15 protein-coding genes are annotated in these 18,259 nt (G+C 75.9%); 5 read left to right on the top strand and 10 right to left on the bottom strand.

From position 1 onward, the window contains the following. Nucleotides 1–21 precede the first annotated feature (21 nt). Both SOY78_RS05895 and SOY78_RS05890 read left to right on the top strand, forming a co-directional pair. Entirely contained in the window at nt 22–723 is a 702-nt protein-coding gene (locus tag SOY78_RS05895) for a potassium channel family protein (RefSeq protein ID WP_020625081.1), read from the top strand. Continuing rightward, entirely contained in the window at nt 720–1,433 is a 714-nt protein-coding gene (locus tag SOY78_RS05890) for a potassium channel family protein (RefSeq protein ID WP_324701274.1), read from the top strand. Before SOY78_RS05895 ends, SOY78_RS05890 begins: the two co-directional genes overlap by 4 nt. Here the strand turns inward: SOY78_RS05890 and SOY78_RS05885 are convergent. The 4 genes from SOY78_RS05885 to dut are packed head-to-tail and all read right to left on the bottom strand — an operon-like array spanning nt 1,385 to nt 3,682. Next, nucleotides 1,385–2,089, bottom strand: a complete 705-nt coding sequence (locus tag SOY78_RS05885; protein ID WP_020625079.1) for a DUF3159 domain-containing protein — start codon at nt 2,087–2,089, stop codon at nt 1,385–1,387. The genes SOY78_RS05890 and SOY78_RS05885 overlap by 49 nt on opposite strands. A gap of 23 nt (nt 2,090–2,112) precedes the next feature. Continuing rightward, nucleotides 2,113–2,430, bottom strand: coding sequence for an OB-fold nucleic acid binding domain-containing protein (locus SOY78_RS05880; protein ID WP_036382824.1), 318 nt, complete (start codon nt 2,428–2,430; stop codon nt 2,113–2,115). Then, nucleotides 2,427–3,203: a DUF3710 domain-containing protein gene (locus SOY78_RS05875; protein WP_324701273.1), complete on the bottom strand. Its 777-nt coding sequence runs from the start codon at nt 3,201–3,203 to the stop codon at nt 2,427–2,429. Before SOY78_RS05875 ends, SOY78_RS05880 begins: the two co-directional genes overlap by 4 nt. Next, nucleotides 3,200–3,682 carry a dUTP diphosphatase gene (gene dut / locus SOY78_RS05870; RefSeq protein WP_036382821.1) on the bottom strand — a complete coding sequence of 161 codons (483 nt, stop codon included), beginning with the start codon at nt 3,680–3,682 and terminating at the stop codon, nt 3,200–3,202. Before dut ends, SOY78_RS05875 begins: the two co-directional genes overlap by 4 nt. Nucleotides 3,683–3,799: 117 nt before the next feature. On the opposite strand from dut, the gene SOY78_RS05865 reads away from it, so the two are divergent. Further along, nucleotides 3,800–4,342 (top strand): DUF3093 domain-containing protein, encoded by a 543-nt coding sequence (locus tag SOY78_RS05865; protein ID WP_036382817.1) that lies wholly within the window; start codon nt 3,800–3,802, stop codon nt 4,340–4,342. Nucleotides 4,343–4,361: 19 nt separating this feature from the next. On the opposite strand, the gene SOY78_RS05860 is transcribed toward SOY78_RS05865, so the two are convergent. Next, the gene (locus tag SOY78_RS05860) at nt 4,362–4,661 is read right to left on the bottom strand and encodes a DUF4193 domain-containing protein (protein ID WP_002858157.1); all 300 of its coding nucleotides are present in this window, start codon (nt 4,659–4,661) and stop codon (nt 4,362–4,364) included. A 291-nt stretch (nt 4,662–4,952) separates the two neighbouring features. Between SOY78_RS05860 and sepH the strand changes: the two genes are divergently transcribed. Further along, nucleotides 4,953–6,377, top strand: coding sequence for a septation protein SepH (sepH, locus tag SOY78_RS05855; protein ID WP_036382816.1), 1,425 nt, complete (start codon nt 4,953–4,955; stop codon nt 6,375–6,377). Between the two features lie 30 nt (nt 6,378–6,407). Here sepH and SOY78_RS05850 read toward each other — a convergent pair whose 3' ends face one another. The 3 genes from SOY78_RS05850 to SOY78_RS05840 are packed head-to-tail and all read right to left on the bottom strand — an operon-like array spanning nt 6,408 to nt 11,041. Then, on the bottom strand, nt 6,408–7,589 hold the full coding sequence (locus SOY78_RS05850) for an alkaline phosphatase family protein (protein WP_036382815.1): 1,182 nt from the start codon (nt 7,587–7,589) through the stop codon (nt 6,408–6,410). After that, nucleotides 7,586–8,254 carry a DUF5998 family protein gene (locus SOY78_RS05845; RefSeq protein ID WP_036382843.1) on the bottom strand — a complete coding sequence of 223 codons (669 nt, stop codon included), beginning with the start codon at nt 8,252–8,254 and terminating at the stop codon, nt 7,586–7,588. The genes SOY78_RS05850 and SOY78_RS05845 overlap by 4 nt, the downstream gene beginning before the upstream one ends. A gap of 57 nt (nt 8,255–8,311) precedes the next feature. Beyond that, nucleotides 8,312–11,041: a GNAT family N-acetyltransferase gene (locus SOY78_RS05840; RefSeq protein WP_324701918.1), complete on the bottom strand. Its 2,730-nt coding sequence runs from the start codon at nt 11,039–11,041 to the stop codon at nt 8,312–8,314. A 48-nt stretch (nt 11,042–11,089) separates the two neighbouring features. Here SOY78_RS05840 and SOY78_RS05835 point away from each other — a divergent pair, with 48 nt between their 5' ends. Continuing rightward, on the top strand, nt 11,090–13,696 hold the full coding sequence (locus SOY78_RS05835; protein WP_324701917.1) for a DNA gyrase/topoisomerase IV subunit A: 2,607 nt from the start codon (nt 11,090–11,092) through the stop codon (nt 13,694–13,696). Nucleotides 13,697–13,706: 10 nt separating this feature from the next. Here the strand turns inward: SOY78_RS05835 and cydC are convergent, their stop codons facing one another. Then, complete coding sequence (gene cydC, locus SOY78_RS05830) at nt 13,707–17,222, bottom strand: thiol reductant ABC exporter subunit CydC (protein WP_036382811.1); 3,516 nt, start codon at nt 17,220–17,222, stop codon at nt 13,707–13,709. Beyond that, entirely contained in the window at nt 17,219–18,241 is a 1,023-nt protein-coding gene (gene cydB / locus SOY78_RS05825) for a cytochrome d ubiquinol oxidase subunit II (protein ID WP_036314110.1), read from the bottom strand. The genes cydC and cydB overlap by 4 nt, the downstream gene beginning before the upstream one ends. Nucleotides 18,242–18,259: the final 18 nt, after the last annotated feature.

The raw sequence follows: 18,259 nt of genomic DNA, 5'->3' as shown, positions 1-18,259 counted from the left end.
GCACGAGAGGCAGGGACGGGCATGGCCCACTACGTGATCGTCGGCGGCGGACGGGTGGGCACCCGGTTGGCGGCCGCGCTGGACGCGGCCGGTCACGGCGTCGCCCTCGTGGACCGCGACCCGCGGACCGTGGAGGGGCTGGCCCCCGGCTTCTCCGGCGAGCTCGTGGCCGGCGTGGGCTTCGACCGCTCCGCGCTGCTCGCCGCCGGCATCGACCGCGCGCAGGGCCTGGCGGCCGTGACCGCGGACGACAACACGAACATCATCGCCGCCCGCGTGGCCCGCGAGACCTTCCACGTGGACCACGTGGTGGCGCGCATCTACGACGCCGACCGGGCCCGGCTGTACCAGCGCCTCGGCATCCCCACGGTCGCCTCGATCCAGTGGACGGCCGACCAGGTGCTGCACCGGCTGCTGCCGGCCGGCACCGCCGATGCGGAGCACCGCGACGCCTCCGGCCGGTTGCTCGTGACCGAGCTGGTCCCCCACTCTTCGTGGTGGGGCCGTCGGCTGACCGACGTCGAGTCCACGGTGGGGATGCGCATCGCCTACCTCACCCGGCTCGGCGACGGCCAGCTGCCCCGGCCGGGCGACCGCCTGCAGGAGGGCGACGTGCTGCACGCCGTCTACCCGGTGGACCGCCGGGACCAGGTGGAGGCCGCCCTGCAGGGCGAGGCACGCGTGCCGGACGGCACGGACGAGGACGAGGAGGGACGGGCATGAGGGCCGTCATCGCCGGAGCCGGCGCCGTGGGCGCCTCCATCGCGCGGGAGCTGCACGCGCACGGCCACGAGGTGGTTGTCGTCGAGGCGCGCACGGACGCGGCCCGCAAGGCCGACGTCGGCGGCGCACGCCTCGTCCTCGGGGATGCGTGCGACCTGACCGTGCTCGAGCAGTGCGGCGCCCTGGAGGCGGACGTGCTCGTCGCGGCGACCGGCGACGACCGGGTCAACCTCGTGTGCTCCCTGCTGAGCCGCTCGGAGTTCGGCGTCGGCCGCACCGTGGCTCGCGTCAACAACCCGCTCAACGACTGGCTCTTCGACGAGTCGTGGGGCGTGGACGTGGCCGTGTCCACCCCCTCGATCATGACGGCGCTCGTGGAGGAGGCCGTGGAGACCGGGGACCTCGTGCGCCTGCTCAGACTGGAGGCCGGCGGCGCGGCGCTGTCCGAGTTCCGGGTCCCGGCGGAGCACTGGCTCGAGGGCCGGCGCATCGGCACCGTGTCCTGGCCGCAGGAGGCTCCGCTCGTGGCGGTCGTGCGCGACGGCGCCCCCCGGCAGGCGTCGGCGGACGAGGTCCTGGAGGTGGGCGACGAGCTCTTCTTCCTGGCCGCCGGCTTCGCCGAGCCGGCCCTGCGTCGCCTCCTCGTCGGCGAGGGCCGCGCTCAGGGACGCTCGGAGGCGGCGGAGTCCGCCGGCACGCCGTCGTCCTGACCGGGCGAGCTGACGGACCAGGCGAGCCAGAGCCCCAGGGCATAGAGCGGCAGGCCCATCACCAGGCGGGCCACCCCGAGCGCGGTGACGGCGTCCCCGAGGTAGAGGGGCACCTGCACCGCCAGGCGCAGCGCGAACACGGCCACGAGGATCCAGGTGGCCGCGGCGTAGGCGCGGCGCCGACGCCGGTGGGCCCGCCAGCGGGTGCCCTCGGCGCGCACGAGGCCGAGCACCAGGCCCGCCGCGGGCCAGCCCACGAGGACGGACACCGCGAACGCGAGGCCGTAGGCGGCGTTGGTGACGAAGCCCCACAGGTAGTAGTCGCGGGCCTGGCCGGTGGTCAGGGAGACCACGACGGACAGGACGACGACGGCGAGGCCGGCCAGCACCTGGACCGGCGACTGGCGCTGGACGAGGCGCGCGACGCCCAGCACGAGTGCGACCGCGACGGCCGCCACGCCGGAGGGCCACACCTGCTGGGTGGCGACGTAGCCGACCATGTAGACGAGGGTGGGCAGGGAGGCCTCGACGATGCCGCGCCAGCCACCGACGCTGCCCAGCGCGTCGAGGCGGCCGCGCTCGTCCAGGCGGGCTCGAGACGGCAGGGGGCCGGCCCCGTCCGGGGCGGCGGTGACGGGGCCACGCGGCTCGGTCATGGGCTCTCCTCTCGGGGCCGTGCTCAGAGCGTGGCCTCGGGCGCGTCGACCAGGTCGAACTCGGGGTTGTGCAGGGTGGGCACGCCATCCATCTGGGTGACGCGGCCGCGGACCGTCAGCCACTCCCCCGGCATGACGCCGGGCACGCGGCGCCGCCCGTGCCAGACCAGCTGCAGCGTCTCGGCGGGCGCCATGCTCCCGGGCGCGGGCAGGCGGTCGGCCAAGACCGCGCGGAAGACGGTCGCCTCGTCCACGCCGGGCAGCGTGACGGAGGCGATGACGCCGCGGCGCTCGATGCGGCCCGCGGTGCCGGTCGGGCGGGCCGCGACGGCGGGGCTCACCGGGTCTCCGTGATCTCCGGACCGCGCTCGGGCAGCGCGGTGGCCTCCGGTGCCGTGCCGTCCCCCGGGCCGGCGGCGGTGTCCGCGAGCACGTCCCGGCCCTCGTCCGGGGCCGGGCGGCGACGCTGCAGCGGGCGCGCGTTGGGAGGCGGACGCAGGGGCAGCAGCTCGCGCGGCGGGAGCGGCTCGTCGCCCCGCACCACGACCAGGTCGGAGAACACCTGTTCCAGCGGCTCAGCGGCCTCCGGCTGGAAGGCGGCCTCGCCGTGGAACACACCGCGGACGAACCAGCGCGGACCGTCCACGCCCACGAACCGGGCGACGTTCCACCCCGGCGAGCCGTCCGGCAGCGCCGCCGGCACGCGCGTGAGGATCTCGATGCCGAAGCGGCCGGTCTGCTCCTGCACGGTCGCATGGGCGGTGGTCGACAGGGAGTCGTGCAGCTCGGCGCGCAGGTTGTCCCACAGACCCGTGCGGCGCGGGGCGCTGAACGCCTGGACCTGCAGCGCCGAGCGGCCGAGGCTGACGGTGGCGGCGACGATCCGCTTCGTCGCGTCCTCGACGTCGAGGCGCAGCTTCATGCCCTGGACCGCCCGCAGGCGCAGCGACCCCAGGTCGATCATGCCGGCGGGATCCGGGCGGGTGGCGACGTCGTGCGGACCGACGTCGGCTGCCTCCGGCGCGGCGGCGATCTCGAGGTCGCGCTCCTCCAGCAGCTCGGCCGGCAGGCTGACCTGCTCGTGGCGCACGGTGCGGTTGCGTCCGAAGATCACGACGTCCTCCCAGGGGTGGTGTCGGCGGTGAAGCCGCCGGTCGAGCCGAAGCCGCCGGCCCCGCGTTCGGAGTCGGGCAGCGCGTCCACGGGCTCGAAGCGGGCCCGCACGACCGGCTGCAGCACGAGCTGGGCGATCCGGTCGCCGCGGCGCAGCACGATCGGCTCGGTCGGGTCCAGGTTGATCAGGGGCACCTTGATCTCGCCGCGGTAGCCGGCGTCGATGGTGCCGGGGGCGTTGACGACGCTCAGGCCGTGGCGGACCGCGAGGCCCGAGCGGGGGTGCACGAACCCCGCGTGGCCCTCCGGGATGGCCAGCGCCACGCCGGTCGGCACGAGGGCACGCTCACCCGGGGCCAGGGTCACGTCGACGGCGGTGCGCAGGTCCGCGCCCGCGTCGCCCGGCTGCGCGTAGGCGGGCGGGGCCAGGCCCGGATCGAGGGCGTGCAGGGGCACGGGCAGCTCGGCGGAGTCGGTCACGAGGCCCGACCCTACACGAGCACCCGTCGGCCCGGGGCCGCGTCGAGGCGGCCGGGCGGGCGCCCTCACCGGTGCCGCGCGGCGGGACCGGAGTCCGGATGTGGGAAGCTGGGACCCATGCGTGATCCCCAGCAGCACCCCGTCGCCGATGCCTCCCGCCGCGCCCCCGAGGGCGCTGCGGCGGGACCCGATCCGGTCCTGTTCGAGGAGCGGTTGACGCCCTCCCCGGGGGTCTGGGCCGTGGCGCTCATGCTGGCGGCGCTGACGATACTCGTGTTCGCGCCGATCGACCTCGGGGTGGGCATCGCGGCCGCCGTCGCGTTCTTCGCCGTCGAGGTCCTGATCCTGGTGGCCACCACCCCGCGCATCGTGGTGCGCGAACGCACCCTCCAGGTGGGCCGCGCCAGCATCGAACGGCACCACGTCGGTCAGGTCACGGGGTATCGCGGCGAGGACGCCCGGGCCCAGCGCGGCCCGCTGCTGCACGGGCTGGCCTTCGTGAACGTGCGCGGCTGGATCGCGCCCGTCGTGCGGATCCAGCTGACCGACGAGCGCGACCGCACACCCTACTGGCTGACCAGCACCCGGCGTCCGGAGGAGCTGGTCGCGGCCCTCGGCGGGACCATGGCCCGGCAGGAGGGGACGGCCGAGGGCCGCTGACCGCCCCGGCGGCGGGGGCTCAGCCCTCGCAGTCGGTGCAGTAGATCAGGCCGTTCTTCTCACGCGCGGCCTGCGAGCGATGGCGGACCAGGAAGCAGGAGGCGCAGGTGAACTCATCCGACTGGGCGGGCAGCACCCGCACCATCAGCTCTTCACCCGAGAGGTCGGCGCCGGGCAGCTCGAACCCCTCGGCGGCCTCCGCTTCGTCCTCGTCCACGACGGCGGACTGGGTGTCCGTGCGCCGTGCCTTCAGCTCCTCGATGGAGTTCTGGCTCAGCTCTTCCTCGTTCTTGCGAGGGGCGTCGTAGTCAGTGGCCATGGGGTTTCACGCTCCGCTGGTGGGGGACGGCACCGGGACCGGTGCCGGCACTGCGCGGGCGGCGTCGTGGGCGGACCACGCGTCACCGGCCTGCGCCGTTGCGCGTAGATTGTGCACCATGGCCGAACCCGTGCCAAATGTTGTCGGGCACGCTCGCCCAGGGCGGATTCGCGCGGGCGCTCGTCCCTCGCCCGGGCCGTGGTCTGCGGCACGGCGGCTAGGATCGGGGCATGCCCGGCCGGGCGTCCGCATGCCCGGTGACCAGAACACGATGTGGGAGGGACCACCGCCATGGCAGAGCTGCGACTGACCGGACCCACCGAGGACGGCGACGCGCTGCGCCTGTCGGGGCCCGAGGGCGAGGAGCACACGCTCCCCCTCTCCCCCTATCTGCGCCGGCTGGTCATCGAGGGCGCCGCGCCCGAGGACGGGCGACCGGCCGAGGACGGCCCCGCGGCCTGGCACGACATGACGGAGATGGACGTCCCCGGGGCGGACGACGAGGACGCCGAGGGACCGGTGGACGCGGCGACGCACGCCGACGATGCCGCGGAGGAGGACGAGCGGGCTCCCGAGGCGCCCTCCGGCCCGGCCCGGCCGGACGAGGACCTCGCGCTCACCCCGCGGATCGACCCGCGGCCCGTGGCCGACGACTCGACCGCGGACGGACCGACCCCGGCGCCGCTGACCGACCAGGAGTCCGTCAAGGCCGCCGCGACCCAGGAGGCCGTGCCCCTCACCCCCCGGGAGATCCAGCAGCGCATCCGTGCGGGCGCCTCCGTGGAGCAGGTGGCCCGGGAGAGCGGGAACGCGTTCTCGCGCATCCGCACCTACGGTCACCCCGTCTTGGCCGAGCGCGACTGGATCGCCCGGCAGGCCCGCGCCGTCGAGGTCTGGGTCGGCGGGCCCGACCTCTACTCGGACCTCGTCCAGGACGGCGGCCCCACCACGCTCGGCGAGCTCGCCGCGCACCGGCTCGCCGAGCTGGGCGTGGACGAGGCGAGCCTCGAGTGGGACGCGTGGCGCGAGGACCAGGCCGGCTGGACCGTGGCCGCCCGGTTCGCCGTGGCCGGTGCGAGGAGTCTGCCCACCCGCGAGGAGCCGCCGGCGCTCTGGACGTTCCGCCCGGCCGGACGCCACCTCGAACCCGAGAACGCCTGGGCCCGCGCCCTGTCCGAGGCGGAGGCCTGGGACCTGGTCCCCCGCGCCCCCGCGGCCGAACCGGTGACGGACGACGTGGACGCCGAGGACGCCGTGACCCCCGCGGGTGCGCACTCCCCGGCCGCCGACCGCGACGCCGATCTGCTGGAGATCCTGCGGGTGCGCCGGGGTCAGCGTGTGGGCGCGGACCTGGAGTCGGACGACGCGCTCGCGCACCTGATCGCTCGCGAGCACCAGGACCGGAGTCGGCGCGAGGCCGCCCAGGCGCCCGAGCGGCTCGCCCCGGTCGACGCCGAGGGGGCCCTGACGACCGCCGACGACGCCCCGGTCGTCGACGCGCCGGAACCGGCCGCCGAGACCGACCGCGCCGAGGACACTGCCGCAGACGTCGCGGACGCGGGTGTCGAGGACGAGGGGGCGGAGCCCGCGCCTCGCGAGCGTGCCGCGCGCCCTGCCATGCCGACCGTCACGCCGCGCCCCCGGGCCCGCTCGGCCGCTCGCCGCGCGTCCGTGCCCAGCTGGGACGAGATCGTCTTCGGCCGCAAGGGCGACTGACCCCGGCCCGGCCCCGGCCGCGGGGCGGGCTCAGCGGTGCCAGGTGAGCAGCGGGACCTCCCGCTCGGCGCGCGTGGGCGCGCCGTGCTGGCCCACCATCTCGAAGGCGTGCGGGGGCACCCGCCGGCCGTCGTAGAGGGCCAGATCCCCGTGCACGGCGACGAGCAGATCCCCGATGCGGGCACGGACCCGGTCCTCGACGACGGCGCCGAACCAGCCGGCGTCGACGGCCTCGTCCCGCGTGAGCACCCACGCGTGCGCCCCGTAGCGCTCGGCCCAGGTGCGCCGCACCCTCGCGCGCACGTCCGGACCCGCGTCGGACCGGAAGTGCAGCTGCACGAGGCGGGGCTCCCCCGCGGTGTGCGCGATCCCCTCGAGCAGCGCGGGGTCGGCGAGCTCCCCGGCCTCGTCCAGGGCGGCGTAGTCCACGCGGCGCGACGGCGGCACGTCGACCATGCCGTGGTCGCCGGTGGCGAGCACCACCGTCCCGGCGGGCACGCGGTCCACCAGGCGCCGCACCGCCGCGTCGATCTCCTCGAGGGCGTGCAGCCACCGTTCCGAGCCCACGCCGTCCCGGTGGCCGGCCTTGTCCAGCTCGTTGACGTAGAAGTAGACGAGCGTGGGCATGCGCGCGTCCTTCATCACGCGTTCGGCGGCCTGGGCGCGGGCGATCAGGGTGCGACCGGCCACGAACCGGCCGCCACGCAGCCCCGCCCGTGTCAGGGCCGAACGCTCGAAGGCGGGCAGCGAGACCGTGACGGCGTCCACGCCGGCCGCGGCGGCGCGCTCGAACACGGTGGGCTTCGGCTGCCACCCCACCGGGTCGGTGGCCTCGTCCCAGCCGCCCAGCTGATTGATCACCACGTCCCGGTCCGGGTCGAGCACGTCGTAGCCGGCCACGCCGTGCTCCCCGACGTCCAGCCCGGTGCCCAGGCTCGTGAGGGAGGCGGCCGTCGTGGTGGGCACGGCCACCTCGAGGACGCGGCCGCCGTCGGCCATCGCCGAGCGCAGCGTGGGGGCGTGGCCGCCGAAGCGCTTCAGCAGGGACCGTCCGAGGCCGTCCACCAGGGCGACGACCACGCGGCGGCCCGCCGGGACCGCGAGCGCGTTCTCACAGCCCGGGACACCGAGGGCGGCCGCGGCGGAGGTCAGGACGGAGCGCAGGGCACGGTCGGCGGGGACCACGCCCGCGGGGAGGGCGGGCCCCGTCACGTGGTGGCCGCCAGGTGGGCGCGGCGCAGGGCCCGGGCGAAGGCCAGGGCGCCGTCGACGGCCCCCTGCCCGTCGGCGTCGGCGGCGACGCGGATCACGAGGTCCTCGCGGGTGGCGGTGCCGGTGTAGCCGTGGTCGAGGTCGCACTGGGGGTCGGCGCAGCCGGCGGGCTGCAGGTCCAGTCGCTGGCCTCCGGCCCACATCAGCCCGAGGGTCATCTCGGCCACGGGGTCGGACGGCCGGAAGCGGGCGGGGTCGGCGTGGCCGGTGGTCAGGACCACGGAGCCGAGGGCGCGGACCGGGACCATCTCGGTGGAGACCTGGGCGAGGACCGCCTGGCCGGCCGGGTCGGCGGCGTGGTCGTCGAGGTGGACGGCCAGCAGGGTGTCCCCGGCGAGCACGAGGGCCGTGATGTGCCGGTGGATCTCCTCGTAGTCGAAGTGCGTGTCCACGTGGACGAGGTGCGCGTCCGGGGTGCGGCCTTCGAGCTCGACGGCGATGGCGTGCGCCACGAGGTCCGGGTAGAAGCCGGCGCGGACGAGCGAGGCGTCGAGGCCGCCGCTGCCGTCCAGGGTGCGGGCCTCGCGCTGCCGGCCCTCGGCCTCGGGGGCGTCGGGGCGGTGGTCGGGACGGCCGGGCTCGTGACTCCTGCGGAACGGGCTCATGTCCCCCATGCTACGGGTCCGGTGCCGGGCCGTCCGGGCCCGCTGTGGACGGCCCGGTCAGCGGCCGCGCAGCGCGCGCCGGGCCGAGTCGGTGCGGCGGGCCGCGTTGGCGACGTGCACCTCGGCCTGCAGCACCGTCACGCCCTCGGGGGCGGCCAGCACGGGCGCGAAGCGCAGGCGGGCGACCTGCGGCAGGTCGTCCTTGAGGACGCTGACGCGGCCCACGAGGTCCTCCAGCGCGGCGAGGTTGACGGAGGGCACCCCGCCGGTGCCGCGCAGCTTCACGGCGGCGCGGGGGGCGCGGACCATGCGGGCCACGTCCCGGTCCGTGAGCGGGGGCACGCGGTGCACCCAGTCCCCCAGCAGGTCCGTGGCGTCGCCGGCGATGCCGAAGGAGACCACGGGGCCCAGCAGCGGGTCCTCGAGCGCCGTGAGCATGCAGGCCTGGCCGGCGGGGGCCATGGCCTGGACCTCGAGCTCGCGCACGCCGAACGGCGCGAGCAGACGGCGCATGTGCTCGACGTTGCGGCGCAGGGAGTCGGCGTCCACCACGTTCAGGCGGACGCCGCCCAGGTCGAGTCGGTGCCGCAGGTGGGGGTCCACGGCCTTGAGCGCCACGGGGAAGCCGAGCCGCTCGGCGGCCGCCACGGCCTCGTCGGCGGTCTCGAACCGGGCCGAGGGCAGCACGGTGATCCCGTAGTGGCCCAGCAGCGTCTCGGTCTCCTCGTCGGAGAGCCGGACGAGTTCGGTGCCCTCGGCACGCGCGGCGGCCGCCTCCACGAGCTCCTCGGCCTCGTGCGGGTGCAGGCCGGTCGGCTCGAGCGGCTCGCCGACCTCCTGGCGGCGCCAGTGGACGTAGTCCGCGAGCGCGCCGAGCACGGTCATGGCCTGCTGCGGCGACGGGTAGAAGGGCAGACCGGGCTGCAGGGAGCCGGGCTCGGCGTCGTCGTCGACGGGACCGGCGGCGCCGAGCGTGGCCCCGCGGTAGCGCGGGGAGACGACGTCGGTCAGGCAGCCGAGCACGGGGATGCGGGCGTCCCGGGTCGCGTCGGCGAGGGCGTGGGCCAGTCGCTCCGGCTCGTCGTCCGCCTGGTGCAGGCCGAGGCGGGCCAGCACCACGACGGCGTCGGCCTGCTCGTGGCGGACGGCGTCCCGGACGGCGGAGACCAGCGTCTCGGCGGGCGGGGCGATGCCCTGCTCGCTGCCGACGAGGCCGACGGTGGCCGTGACCTCCAGCCCGGCCTCGGCCGCGGCGTCGCGGCCCAGCCGGTCCAGGGCGAGGGAGTCGGCCACGAGGACGACGCGGTGGCCCGTGGGCAGCGGCTGGCTGGCCACGGCCATGAGGATGTCGAGCATGGCCTCGTGCGTGTGGGCCTCGAGCACGCCGGTCTGGTCGAGCATCGAGTCCACGGTGCCCTCGGGGGCCTGGGTGGTGCGGGTCTCGTGGCCCGGGGGCAGGAAGCGCCCGGTGACGTCGGAGCGGACCACCACGACGGGCTTGGTGCGGGAGAGCCGCCGGGCGATGCGGGAGAACTTGCGTGGGTTGCCGAACAACTCGAGGTACACACCGACGGCGGCGGTGTGGGGGTCCGCCTCGAAGAACTGCATGGCGTCGTTGCCCGAGACGTCCGCACGGTTGCCGGCGCTGATCGAGGTGGAGATCCCCACCCCGCGGCGCTTGACGCCGGCGGAGACCATGGCGCCGACGGCGCCGGACTGGCTGAACAGCCCGACGGGGCCGCGCTGGGCCAGGCCCGGGGACGGGGAGGCGTTGAGGCGGATCGCGGGGTCGGTGCGGACCAGGCCGGCCGAGGCCGGGCCGATCACGCGCATGCCGTGGGCGCGGGCGAGGGAGACCAGGCGGCGCTGGGCCTCGAGCCCCTCGGCGCCGGCGTCGGCGTAGCCCGAGGTGAGGACCACGAGGCCCTGGGCCCCGGCCGCGGCGGCCTCGGGGATGAGGGCCTCGACCTCGTCGGCGGGCACAGCGACGACGACGAGGTCGACCGGCTCGCCGATGTCGGCCAGGGAGCGGTGGGCGGTGAGGCCCTGGACGTCCTCGGCGGCGCGGTTCACGGCGTGGACGGCTCCCGTGAAGCCCGCCTCGAGGACGTGGCGCAGCACGAGCGAGCCGACGGCCTGCGGATCGCGGGAGGCGCCGACGACGGCCACGGACGCGGGCTCGACCAGCTCGGCGACGCTGCGGGACTCGGCGCGGTGCTCGCGGGACTCGACGACGGCGCGCCACCGGGCGGTGGGGTCGATGGGGAACTCGACGGCCACGACGCCGTCCTCGAAGCGGCGAGTCACCTCGAAGCCGGACTCCTGGAACACCGAGAGCATCTTGCGGTTCTCGGGCAGGACCTCGGCGGTGAAGCGGCGGATGCCGTTCTCGCGGGCGGCCACGGCGAGGTGCTCCATGAGGATGGAGCCCAGTCCGCGGCCCTGCGCGGCGTCGGAGATGTTGAAGGCGACCTCCGCGGCGTCGGAGTCCCCGTAGCGGTCGTAGCGGCCCACGCCGAGCAGTCGGCCGCCGCGGGTGATCACGAACGCCACCCGGTCCCGGTGGTCCACGTGGGTGAACCGGTCCAGGTCCTTGGCGCTCAGCTCGGACTTGTACGTGAAGTAGCGCAGGTAGATGGAGTTCTCGGACTGCCCGGCGTGCATGCGCTGCAGCTCGGCGGCGTCCTCGGGCGAGATGGGCCGCAGGTGGGCCGTCGCACCGTCACGGAGCACCACATCGGCCTCCCAGTGGGAGGGATATCCGCGGACGGCTTCGGTCTCACCCATAGGATCACTGTAGACAATCCCCGACGCCGTGAGGACTCCCCGACCACCATGATGGCCCGTTCATCCCGTTCCCGCCCCGCCGAGCAGGACGCCCCGCGCCCGCTGCCGCTGGAGCAGGAGAACATCGTCGACGTCGACGTCTCCGAGGAGATGGAGGCGTCCTTCCTCGAGTACGCCTACTCGGTGATCTACTCGCGCGCCCTGCCGGACGCGCGCGACGGCCTCAAGCCGGTGCAGCGGCGCATCCTCTACATGATGTCCCGCATGGGCCTGCGCCCGGACCGCGGCCACGTGAAGTCCGCCCGTGTGGTGGGCGAGGTGATGGGCAAGCTGCACCCCCACGGCGACGCCGCGATCTACGACGCGATGGTCCGCCTCGCCCAGCCGTTCTCCCTGCGCCTGCCCGTGGTGGACGGGCACGGCAACTTCGGCTCGCTCGACGACGGCCCCGCGGCCCCGCGCTACACGGAGGCCCGCATGGCCCCGGCCGCCCTGGCGCTCACCGCGGACCTCGACGAGGGCACCGTGGACTTCGTCCCCAACTACGACAACCAGCTCCAGCAGCCGGCCGTGCTGCCCGCCGCCTACCCCAACCTGCTCGTCAACGGCACCACCGGCATCGCCGTCGGCATGGCCACGAACATGGCCCCGCACAACCTGCGCGAGGTCGTGGCGGGCGCGCGCCACCTGCTCGCGGACCCCGAGGCGGACCTCGAGGCGATCATGGCCCACATCCCCGGCCCCGACCTCCCCTCGGGCGGCCGGATCGTGGGGCTCGACGGCGTCCGCGACGCCTACGCGACCGGCCGCGGCACGTTCCGCATGCGGGCCGCCGTCGCCGTGGAGCAGGTCTCCGCGCGGCGCACCGGCCTGGTCGTCACCGAGCTGCCGTACGGCGTGGGCCCCGAGAAGGTCATCGAGCGGATCAAGGCCGGCGTCGACGCGAAGAAGCTCAGCGGCATCGCCGACGTCGTGGACCTGACGGACCGCAAGAACGGGCTGCGCCTGCAGATCGAGCTCAAGTCCGGGTTCAACCCCCAGGCCGTGCTGGCCGCCCTGTACCGGCACACCCCGCTCGAGGAGACGTTCGGGATCAACAACGTCGCGCTCGTCGACGGCCAGCCGCAGACCCTGGGCCTGCTGCCCCTGCTGCGGGTCTACGTGGACCACCGTCTGGACGTGGTGCGGCGCCGCACCGGGCACCGCCTCGGCAAGCACCGCGACCGCCTCCACCTCGTCGAGGGCCTGCTGCTGGCGCTCGTGGACATCGACGAGGTCATCGAGATCATCCGTTCCTCGGACGACACCACGGCCGCGCGCACCCGCCTCATGGGCGTCTTCGACCTCACCCAGGTGCAGGCCGACCACATCCTGGAGCTGCGGCTGCGCCAGCTGACGAGATTCTCCCGCATCGAGCTGGAGGCCGAGCGCGACGAGCTGCAGGCCGCGATCGCCGAGCTCGAGGCGATCCTCGCCTCCGACGCGCGGCTGCGTGAGGTGGTCTCGGCCGAGCTGCAGGCCGTCGCCGACGAGCACGGCGACAACCGGCGCACGGTCCTGCTCGAGGCCGAGACCGCCGCGGCCCCCGCCGCCGGGCCCGCACCGTCCGGGCCCACCCCCGCCGGCGCCGCGGAGGCCGGGGCGGACCTGATGGTCCCGGACACGGCGTGCTGGGCCCTGCTCTCCACCTCCGGACGCCTGCTGCGCACCGCGGACCGCACGCCGATCGCCCCGCAGGGCGGGCGCCGCAAGCACGACGCCTTCGCCTCCGTGGTCCCGACGACGGCCCGCGGTGAGATCGGGGCCCTCACCTCCGCCGGCGCGCTGCACCGCCTCCAGGCGGTCGACCTGCCGGTGGCCGGCGAGCCGTCCGCGGCCCCCGCGATGACCGCGGCCGTCCCCGCCGCGGAGCTGGTGCCCCTGGCCAAGGGCGAGACGCTCGTGGCCCTGGTCCCCCTGGACGCCGTCCTGGCGCTGGGCACCGCCCACGGGGTCGTCAAGCGCGTCCGGCCGGAATGGCCCCTGAACCGCCAGGTCGTCGACGCCGTCGCCCTGAAGGACGGCGATGCGGTGGTCGGCGCCGCCCCCGCCCCGGACGAGGCCGACCAGCTCGTCTTCCTCACCCGCACCGGCCAGCTGCTGCGCTACGCCGCCTCCGCCGTGCGCCCCCAGGGCCCGGCCGGCGGCGGTGTCGCGGGCATCCGGCTGGCCGCCGGGGACACGGTGCTCGCGTTCGGGGTGGCCCCCGCCGCCTCCCTCACCGAGACCGGTGCGGACGCCGCCGCCCACCCACGGCCCGCCGTCGTGGTGACCGTGACGGACGGCGAGGCGGACGTGCTCGGCTCCGCCCCGGGCTCCGTCAAGGTCACGCCGCTCGGGGAGTATCCGGCCAAGGGCCGCGGCACCGGCGGCGTGCGCGCCCACCGGCTGCTCAAGGGCGAGAGCGGCCTCGAGCTCGGCTGGATCGGCGCTGCGCCCGCGCTCGCGGCCTCGCGGGCCGGGGTGGCCCGCGCGCTGCCGATCGAGTACGGGCGTCGGGACGGCTCGGGCGTGCCCGTGGACCAGCGCATCGAGGCCGTCGGTGCCGGCGCCTCCCCCGACCTCGTCTCGGCCCCGCCCGCCGAGGACGACGCCGTGGCCGTGTCCGCGGACTGATCAGGGGGCCTCAGCAACCGACCCGCACAGGGACGTCACCGTCCTCGAGCAGCCTGCCGTCATGGGTGACGATCACGACGATCCTGTCTGCCAGAGCCCGGCGCAGATCCGTGATGAGGGCGCGTGCCTCGTCGGCGTCCACGTGTGCGGTCGGCTCGTCCAGCAGCACGACATCGGCGCGGGCCACGAGAGCCCGGGCCACGGCCAGGCGTTGACGCTGCCCGCCCGAGAGCCGCTGCCCGCCAGGGCCGACGCGCGTGTCCAGGCCCTGCGGTGCCGCGGCCAGCCACGGACCCAGTCCCACCAGCTCGAGCGCGGCGGTGAGCTCTGCGTCGGACGGGGCGTCCGCGACGCCGCGGGCCAGGGCGAGGTTGCCGCGCGCCGTGGAGTCGAAGATCAGGGCGTCCTGCGGGGTCCAGGCGACCCGGGCCAGCGCCGTCGCGTCCGGGCGGACCGGGTCCGGCTGGGGCGTCGGGGGCACGGTCTCGAGCGTGTACCGGCCGGCGGTCAGGGGCAGGAAGCCCAGCAGCACGGCCAGCAGGGTCGACTTCCCGGATCCGGAGGGCCCGGTGACGACGGCGACGTCCCCGGGGGCCAGGTCGAGCTCCAGGTCGGTCCACAGCGGCGGCGCACCGGGGTGGGCGAAGGCGGCCTCGACCAGGCGCAGGCGGCACACCCGTGCCTCCGGCTCTGCGGCCTCCGCCGGCTCAGGCGGCGCCGCGGCAGCTCCGCCCTCCTCCGGGCCGAGCAGCTCGCCGGTCGCCCGCGCCCGATCCGCCAGGGTGCCCCAGTGCTGGGCGGCGGCGGCCAGCGCCCCATAGGGCTCGGCCCAGGAGAGTGCGAGCAGCACCACCAGGGCCGCGACCGGCGCTGAGGTGCCGGTGTGGGCCGCCGCGGCCGCCGCGGCCACCGCGATCCCCCCGGAGGCCGCGACCGCCAGCGCCCGGCCCCCGCCGGCGGCCCACGCGGCCCGACGGCGGGGACGCTGCAGCCGGTCGTCCAGCACCGCCAGTCCCCTCAGCGCAGGCTCGGTCAGCCCCAGCCCGCGCAGGTCCCCGGCCGCGTTCAGCACGGCGGCCACACGGTCGACGAGCGCGCCCTGCCCTCGCACCTGGGCCGCGGTCTGGCGGCGGTCCAGGACGGCGACCAGCGCGGGGATCACCACCAGGGCGACTGCCCCGGGCACCAGGGCCACGACCGCCAGCTCCGGGGCCAACGCCCAGGTCAGGGCGGCGGTGGCCAGCCAGGCGAGCAGGGCCGCCGGGGCAGGCACGAGCACCCGGGGCACCGCGTCCCGAAAGGCGTCCACGTCCGAGACCAACAGGGACAGGGCGCCGTCGGTCCGGCCCACCCGCCCCCACAGCCGGGGTTGACGGCCCAGCGCGTCCCACAGGCGCAGCCGCAGCTCCGTGGCCCAGCCGAACACGGCGTCGTGGGTGGTCAGCCGGTCCAGGTAGCGGAACACGGCCCGGGACAGGCCGAACCCGCGCACCAGCACGATCACGGCCAGCAGGTAGAGCACCGGCGGCCGCGTCGAGGCGGTGACGATCAGCCAGCCGGACAGTGCCGCCAGCAGTGCCGCGGACACGTGGGTCCCGGCGGCCCAGCCGATGCCGGCCCAGAGCTTCGGTTGCCGCCACGGCAGCAGCCGCAGTCCGGCCCGCAGCGAGACCTGTCGCGGGGTGACCGGCTCCGGCCGCGCACGCCCCTGGGCGGCGGCGACCGGCATAGCCGTGGCCGGGGATCCGGCGGTCGGACCGGCGCCGGGGGCCAGCCGGACGATGGCGTCGGCGGCCGTCAGCAGGGTGGGATCGTGGGAGGCGGCCAGCACGGTGCACTGCGGCGTGCTCAGCCCGGGCACCGCACCGGAGGGCAAGGCCGCGAGGGTCTCGACGACGACGGCGGCGACGGCGCCGTCCAGGTGGGCGGTGGGCTCGTCCAGGAGTACGAGCCACGGGCCGGTCCCGTCCGCGGCGTGCAGGCGGGCCAGGAGGCGGGCGACCGCGACCCGCCGGCACTCCCCCGGACTCAGATCGGCCGGGTCCCGCTCCTGGAGACCCTCGAGCGCCACGGCGGCCAGCACGGCGGAGCGAACGGGACCGGGCAGCGCACCCCCGGCGGCCAGGTCCAGTTCGCCGGCGACCGTGCGCTCGGTCAGCACGGGGTGCTGCCCGATCCAGAGGGTGCGTTCCGTGTCGACTCCGGCGACCCGGCCGGTGGCCTCGGCGGCGTCCTGGCGCAGCAGGCCGGCCAGCAGACGCAGGACGGTGGACTTGCCGGTGCCGGAGGGCCCGGCCAGGGCGGTCAGATGCCCCGGGGGCGCGGTGAGGTCGAGACCCTCGAGCACCTGCCGTCCGGCCATCCGGACGCTCAGGTCCTGCACCAGGACGCCGCCGTCCCGGTCCGGCCCGGAGGCCGGCCCGAGCGTGTCGAGCACGGGGGCCGGGACGGGGGCGTCGGCCGCGGCCCGGGCGCGGGACTCGGCCTCGCGGCCGTCCTCGGAGGCGTGGAAGGCCGCGCCGACCTCCCGCAGCGGCAGGTAGAGCTCGGCGGCGAGGATGAGGACCACCAGGCCGTCGAGAAGCGCCATCTGCCCGTTCACCAGGCGCAGTCCGATGAACACCGCCATGACGGCCACGGACAGGGAGGCGATCAGCTCGAGGGCGAGACCGGAGAGGAATGCGGTGCGCAGCGTGACCATCGTGGCCGCGTGGTGCCGCTGGGAGACCTCCTGCAGAGCGCGGCGCTGGACGCCGGCCCGGTGGAGTCCGACGAGCACCGGCAGGCCGCGGGCGAGCTCCAGCAGGTGCCCGGCCAGCCGGTCGAGCCCGTCCTGGGCGGCATCGATGCGCTCCTGGGTGTGGCGGCCCACCAGGATCATGAACAGGGGAACCAGGGGCAGGGTGATGGCGGCCACCACGGCGGAGACGAGGTCGTGGGTGAGGATCCACACGCCCAGGGCCGCCGGGACCACGGCGGTGGCGGCCAGCGCGGGCAGGGCTTCGGTGTAGTGGTCGTCCAGGCTCTTGAGGCCGTGGGTGACCAGGACGGCATCGGCGCCGGAACGGGGGCGTCCGCCGTCGGCGGCGGCCAGCCGTTGGGCGACGACGGCGGCCCGCACCTGCTGCTGGGCCCCCAGCGCGGCACGGCGGCCCACCACGCGCTGCCCCGCCTCCGCCAGGGCACGCAGGGCCACCCCGGCCGCCCCGAGCAGCACGGGGCCACTCAGGGTCTGCGCGGCGGGCACAGGGCCCACGGGGGCCGGCGGGTGGAACAGCAGCTCCAGCAGCCGGGCGGAGTCCTCGGGGTCCAGGGTCATCGCCAGGCCGGTGATCAGCCGGGCCAGGGATTCGGCGAGCAGGATCCAGCCGAGCGCGCGCAGCACGGCAAGGGCCAGCAGGGCCGGCAGGGCCCGACGTGCCGCCGGGGTCATCGGGGGCCGGGCCCGACGGGTCCTGCCCGGAGGCGGCCCGGCCGCCGAGGCGGAGCGCTCGACGGCCGGGGCGGCGGGGCGGCTGGGGCTCACAGCGGCTCCACCAGGTGGGCCTCCGGGATGTGGGTGTCGGCCAGACGGCGGCGGAACATCCAGTAGGACCACCCCGTGTAGGCCAGCACGATGGGCACGAAGATCAGGGAGATCACGGCCATCAGGCCCAGGGTGTACGGGCCGGAGGAGGCCAGCTGAGCGGTGAGGCTGAACTGCGGGTCCACCGTGGAGGGCAGCACCACCGGGTACTGGGTGACCATGATCGCCGTCCACGCCAGCACCAGAACCAGCGTCAGGGACGTGAAGGCCAGGCCCTCGCGGCCGGCCCGGGCGGCCACCACCGACGCGGCCACCGCCACGACGGCCAGCACCAGCAGCGCCCAGGTCCACGGGCGGTCGCCGCGGGCCACCACGAGCCCTGCCCAGACCAGCAGCGGCAGCACGGCCAGCGGGGTCCACGTGGACAGGAAGCGGGCGGCCGACCGGCGGGGGGCGCCGTCGGTCTTCAGGCCGATGAACGCCCACGCCTGCGCCAGGGAGAAGCCGACCACGGCCAGACCACCGAGCAGCGCCGGGCCGGTCACCCACACGAAGGGGCCGCCCACCCGGTCCCCGTTGGCGTCCAGCGGCAGGCCGGTCGTCGTCAGCACGAGCAGCACGCCGGCCATGAAGGCCGCCAGGAACGAGCCGATGCCCAGGGTCCAGGTCCAGATCTCCCGGCCGGCGTCGGTGGCGGCCTTGCCGCGGTACTCGATGGACACCGCCCGCAGGATCAGACCGAACAGCATCACGAGCATCGGCAGGTACAGGGTGGAGAACACCGCCGCGTACCAGAACGGGAAGGCCGCGAACATCGCTCCGACGGCGGTGATCAGCCACACCTCGTTGCCCTCCCAGACGGGGCCGATGATGTTCAGCAGCACCCGGCGCCGTGGCTCGTCCCGCGCCCAGAAGCGCACGAGCATGCCGACCCCGAGGTCGAAGCCCTCGAGGGCCAGGTAGCCGAGCCAGAGCACGGCGATGATGACGTACCAGTAGACGGGAAGGACCTCAGCCATGGTCGTGCTGTCCTCTCT

The organism is Micrococcus sp. HOU01, assembly GCF_035609305.1.
Classification (GTDB): domain Bacteria; phylum Actinomycetota; class Actinomycetes; order Actinomycetales; family Micrococcaceae; genus Micrococcus; species Micrococcus luteus.
The sequence above is the reverse complement of the archived record's forward strand: the minus strand, read 5'-3'. Positions and strand labels throughout refer to the sequence as shown.